This is a genomic window from Streptomyces mesophilus (genome assembly GCF_040300965.1).
GTDB lineage: Bacteria > Actinomycetota > Actinomycetes > Streptomycetales > Streptomycetaceae > Streptomyces > Streptomyces mesophilus_A.
The window spans coordinates 1-4,772 of sequence record NZ_JBEPEW010000272.1 but is presented as its reverse complement, the minus strand read 5'-3'; the positions used below and the strand labels follow the sequence as shown (position 1 = coordinate 4,772).

The following is a 4,772-nucleotide window of genomic DNA, read 5'->3' as shown; positions in this document are numbered from 1 at the left end:
TCTCTGTGTGCCCCAGGCGGGTGTCGCGCGTCGGGGCCGGGCCGCCGCCCCCCCCCACCCCCCCCCCCACCCCACCCTTCGTATGCCGGTCGGACTCCTCGGATCCCTCAGGTTCCTCAGACTCCTCAGACTCCGAGGAGCCGCTCGGCGAGTTCGCGGTAGTCGCGCAGGGCGAGCCGCAGCTGCTCGGTGTCGGCGGTCGCCCCGTCGGCCGGGGCGCCGGGCTCCGTGCCCTCGTCCGGTCCCGAGGACCAGGACGTGCGCAGTGACCGGCGGCGCTCCGCGAGGAGTTCCGTGAGGCGCGCCGTCGCCTCCTCCACCACCTTGTCCGCCTCCCGCACGGAGTCGCGCGGGGCGTCGACGAACCCGTTCACGGCGTGCTGCAGCCGCCGCTCCCACTGGTCCCGGTCGTCCCGGCCCAGCAGGCCGCGGCCCTTCGCGTGCGCCCGGTCGTCGCCCGTGCGCGCCCGCTCGCTGCCGGTGTGCTTCTGTTCGCCGATCCGTTCGCCGATCCGCTCGCTGCCGGTGTGCTTCTGCTCGCCGGCTCGCTCGTCGCCCGTGTGCTTCTGTTCGCCGACCCGCTCACTGCCCGTGTGCATCCGGTCGCCCATCACGGCCTCAACTCTCCTTCGCCCGATGCCGGTTGAATATCCCGGCCGGCCCCACCCGGGTCCGCCCCGAGTGCGCTCCCGGCTCGCCCTTCGCGTGCGTCCGGTCCTTCTCACCCGTGTGCTTCTCGTCGCCCGTGCGCTTTTCCTCGCCCGTGTGCTTCCTGCGGCCCGGCATGATCGCGGACTGCGGGCGCCGCTCGGGCTCCGTTCCGCCGCGCCCGCGCCGGCCGTCGGAAGTGCGGAGCAACTCGTGGAACAGGGCCCGCGCCTCGACCATCGCCTCCCGCAGCGACTCGGTACCGGCCTCGCCGTTCCCGTGCGCCGCCGCGTGCACCCTGCGGTAGCCCTGCACCTGGTACGCGTGATGCACCGACAGCGCGGAGAGCTGCTCCTCATAGCGCTCGCGGCCCGGATAGCCGCGCTCGGCCGCCAACTCGGCGATGAGGGCGTCGACTTCGGCCACCGCCTCGCGCGGCGACTCCACGAACCGCTCCTGCGCCCTGGCCCAGCGGGTCTCGTACCGCTCCTGCTCCCCGCTCGCGAGCGGCTTCGGCGTGAGGGAGCCGTGCTGCTTGACGCGCTCGTCGAGTTCCCGTTCGGCGGCCCTGGTGTCGCCGTCGTGGCGGGCGACCGTCCGCTCGTACTCCGGTCCGAAACGGCGCTCCAGACTCCGGCCGCCGCCACCCGCCCTGCGTGTCACCAGGAACACCGCGCCGGCGATCAGCGCCACTGCGGCCACGATCACTATGACGGTCACAACTGCGGACATGGTCGCGCTCCTGTCATGAGGGGCTGTCGCGTTGCCGAGTAGCCCGGACACGCAGAGGAAAACCCGATGCGCACCCCGTGACCGGCAGCGGATGATGGCGCGCGTGAGCACTGCCTGGACCGTTACCCCTGAAGCCGTCGATTCCTCCGCCGCCGCCGCACTGTGGCGGGCGTACTACACCGAGGTCAGCGACCGCTGGTATCTGAAGGAGACCGGCCGACCGACCGAACCGGACGTACTGGAGCGGGGGATCGCCGAGGAGACGGGGGAGGGTCTGCGCGGACCGGACGGGGTGCTGCTGGTCGCGCGCCTGCGCGGTGAACCGGTGGGCACCGCGGGCGTACGGCGGCTCGACGCCACGACCTGCGAGCTCAAGCGCGTCTTCCTGCTCCCGTCGGTACGCGGCAAGGGCGGCGCGGGGGCACTGATGGACGCCGCCGAGGAGGCCGCCCGCGCGTTCGGTGCGCGACGGCTCGTCCTCGATACGCGGCTCGATCTGATCGAGGCGCGGAAGCTGTACGCGAAGCGGGGGTTCGCGGAGATCCCGGCGTACAACTCCGGGGCGTACCAGGAGATTTGGTACGGCAAGGAGCTGGCCGGCTCCTGACCAGGGAGCCGATCGCCCCGTAAGCGACGAAGTCCCTGTAGGAGGCGAAGCCCCTAAGCCCGCGCCGCGTGATCCCGCGGCACCCCGCCCACACCAGGCGTCTCCGCGTCCGAGCCCGAAAGCTCGGTGCTCAGCTCCTCGACCAGGCGGACCAGGTCGGTGGTCCGGTCCGGCCCCCACCAGTCGCCGAGGAGTTCCGCGAGGGACTCCTCGCGGGCCTTGCCGAGCTTGGCGGCGACCTCGCGGCCCTCGGGTGTGAACACGAGCCGCATGCCCTCGCGGGCGGCGAGCTTGCGCTCCTCCAGCTGACGGGCCGCGGCCTGGATCCGGGCGAGCGGCACCGTGGTGTTCTCGGCGAGCACCGCGGGCTCGGTGTGGCCGAAGCGCTGGATGCGCAGGAGCATCCAGCTGGCCGCGGGCAGCAGGTCGTAACCGGCCCTCGCGGTGATCTTCTGGTAGATCTCCCGGCGGCCCTGCCGCGTGCCGAGTACCGACAGCGCCCGGTGCACCTCGTCGCGCGAGGAGCGCTCGACCGGGTTGCTGGCGAGCGTCTCGGTGATCTCGGGTGCGGTCACCGAACCGCGCAGCTTGTCCTCGCGCAGCAGGAACGACAGCGCGAACGCGACGAGCGCCACCGGCACCGCGTACAGGAAGACGTCCGTGATCGCGGACGAGTAGCTGTGCAGCGCCGCGCCCTGCAGGTCCGGGGGGAGCTGCGCGATGGTGCGCGGGTCGTCCTCCAGGCTCTTGACGGTGAGTCCGCCGGGCAGGGTCTGGCCGGCCAGGGCGTCACTGAGCTTGCCGTCGAGCCGGTTGGTGAAGAGGGTGCCGAAGATCGCCACACCGAACGAGGCGCCGATCGAGCGGAAGAAGGTCGCGCCGGACGTGGCGACGCCGAGGTCCTCGTAACGGACGGCGTTCTGCACGATCAGGACCAGGACCTGCATGACCAGGCCGAGACCGAGGCCGAAGACGAAGAAGTACGCGTTCATCTCCCAGGTGCCGGTGGTCTCCTTCAGCTGGTGCAGGAGCAGCAGGCCGACCGAGGTGACCGCGGTGCCGGCGATGGGGAAGATCTTCCAGCGGCCCGTACGGGAGACGATCTGGCCCGAGATCGTCGAGGACAGGAGCAGGCCGAAGACCATCGGCAGCATGTGCACACCGGACATGGTCGGCGAGACGCCCTTGACGACCTGCAGGAACGTCGGCAGATAGGTCATCGCGCCGAACATCGCGAAGCCCACGACGAAGCTGATCGCCGCCGACAGCGTGAACGTGCGGATCTTGAACAGCTTCAGCGGGAGCACCGGCTCGACCGCCTTGCGCTCCACCGCGATGAACGCCGCGAGCAGTACGGCGCCGAGCGCCGCGAGGCCGATGATCTGCGCCGAGCCCCAGGCCCAGGTGGTGCCGCCGAGCGAGGCGACGAGGACCAGGCAGGTGGCGACCGAGGCGATCAGGAACGTACCCAGGTAGTCGATCTTGTGCGGCCGTACGGTGTGCGGGATGTGCAGCGCGGCCGCGATCACCAGGAGCGCGACGACGCCGATCGGCAGGTTGATGTAGAAGACCCAGCGCCAGCTCAGATGGTCCACGAACAGGCCGCCGAGCAGCGGTCCGAGCACGCTGGTCGCGCCGAAGACGGCGCCGAACAGGCCCTGGTACTTGCCGCGGTCGCGCGGCGAGACGATATCGCCGACGATCGCCATCGACAGCACCATCAGACCGCCGCCGCCCAGGCCCTGCAGGGCGCGGAAGCCGATCAGCTGCGGCATGTTCTGCGCGATACCGCACAGCGCCGAACCGATCAGGAAGATCACGATCGCGGTCTGGAAGAGCTTCTTGCGTCCGTAGAGGTCGCCGAGCTTGCCCCACAGGGGTGTCGCGGCGGTGGAGGCCAGCATGTACGCGGTGACCACCCAGGACAGGTGCTGCATACCGCCGAGGTCGCTGACGATCGTCGGCAGCGCGGTCGAGACGATGGTCTGGTCGAGTGCCGCGAGCAGCATGCCGAGCAGCAGCGCCCCGATGGACACCATGACGCTGCGCTGTGTTTGTCCCGTACCGGGCGGATGTCCCGCGCCGGGCACGGCCACGGCGGGTGTGCCCGCGTCGCTCATGTCCTGGGCCATCGACATCTCCTTGCTGCCGCGGCCGGCGCCCGGCACCGGATCCGACTGGTGCGTCTGATTCCATCCTGGTCGGGATGGGCTGTTATGGCCTGTTGGGGGAGGGCTCAGGGGGTGGGGTCGCTGGGCCTGGTGCGGCGGGAGCTGCATAATCGCTGGGAGCTCTAGGGAGGGGACCCCAGCGGTGAGCGGAATGACGTGCCCTGAGTGCGGTGTGCCCAGGGACAGAAGCGGTGCACCGCGGTGCGGCTGCGCGCAGCGTGCGGCCGACGCGCTGCGCGACGGGCGGTCCGCGGACGCGGCGGCGGACGTGGCGGCTTCGGAGGACTTCGATCCGCTGCGCATACGGCCCTATGTGTCGCTGTCGCCGGAAGCCGAGGCCACGGACGATACGGCCAGGCTGCCGGTGGTCTACGAGGCGGCGGCGCCGCCCGCGGTACGCGAACCCCGTGCGGCGGACGTGGACCGCTTCGTGCCCGGCGGAACTGAAGCCGGGTACGGAAGTGAAGCCGGGTACGGGAGCGATGCCGGGTACGAGGTCGAGCTGGAACGCGCGACGCCGCCCGTCAGGCCCGGGCACTCGGCCGTACGGGGCGGGTCCCGGGACCGCCGCCGGCGTCCCCGTACCGCGCTGCTCGCGGTCTGCGGGGCCGCGG

4 protein-coding genes and 1 pseudogene are annotated in these 4,772 nt (G+C 71.5%); 2 read left to right on the top strand and 3 right to left on the bottom strand.

Features of this window, described 5'->3' with window-relative positions; translation table 11 throughout:
* Nucleotides 1–125: 125 nt before the first annotated feature.
* Entirely contained in the window at nt 126–611 is a 486-nt protein-coding gene (locus ABT367_RS40645) for a hypothetical protein (protein ID WP_352258915.1), read from the bottom strand.
* A 7-nt stretch (nt 612–618) separates the two neighbouring features.
* Nucleotides 619–1,380 carry a hypothetical protein gene (locus ABT367_RS40640; protein ID WP_352258914.1) on the bottom strand — a complete coding sequence of 254 codons (762 nt, stop codon included), beginning with the start codon at nt 1,378–1,380 and terminating at the stop codon, nt 619–621.
* A gap of 94 nt (nt 1,381–1,474) precedes the next feature.
* On the opposite strand from ABT367_RS40640, the gene ABT367_RS40635 reads away from it, so the two are divergent.
* Nucleotides 1,475–1,987 carry a GNAT family N-acetyltransferase gene (locus ABT367_RS40635; protein WP_352258919.1) on the top strand — a complete coding sequence of 171 codons (513 nt, stop codon included), beginning with the start codon at nt 1,475–1,477 and terminating at the stop codon, nt 1,985–1,987.
* Between the two features lie 53 nt (nt 1,988–2,040).
* Here the strand turns inward: ABT367_RS40635 and ABT367_RS40630 are convergent, their stop codons facing one another.
* Complete coding sequence (locus tag ABT367_RS40630) at nt 2,041–4,119, bottom strand: MDR family MFS transporter (RefSeq protein WP_352258912.1); 2,079 nt, start codon at nt 4,117–4,119, stop codon at nt 2,041–2,043.
* A 211-nt stretch (nt 4,120–4,330) separates the two neighbouring features.
* On the opposite strand from ABT367_RS40630, the pseudogene ABT367_RS40625 reads away from it, so the two are divergent.
* Nucleotides 4,331–4,772 (top strand): annotated as a pseudogene (locus ABT367_RS40625) (hypothetical protein); the annotation flags it as partial.

Bases quoted from the DNA above. Each gene is read 5' to 3' on its own strand.
- ABT367_RS40645 (WP_352258915.1), bottom strand. From the start codon at position 611: ATGGGCGACCGGATGCACACGGGCAGTGAGCGGGTCGGCGAACAGAAG.
- ABT367_RS40640 (WP_352258914.1), bottom strand. From the start codon at position 1,380: ATGTCCGCAGTTGTGACCGTCATAGTGATCGTGGCCGCAGTGGCGCTG.
- ABT367_RS40635 (WP_352258919.1), top strand. From the start codon at position 1,475: ATGGCGCGCGTGAGCACTGCCTGGACCGTTACCCCTGAAGCCGTCGAT.
- ABT367_RS40630 (WP_352258912.1), bottom strand. From the start codon at position 4,119: ATGGCCCAGGACATGAGCGACGCGGGCACACCCGCCGTGGCCGTGCCC.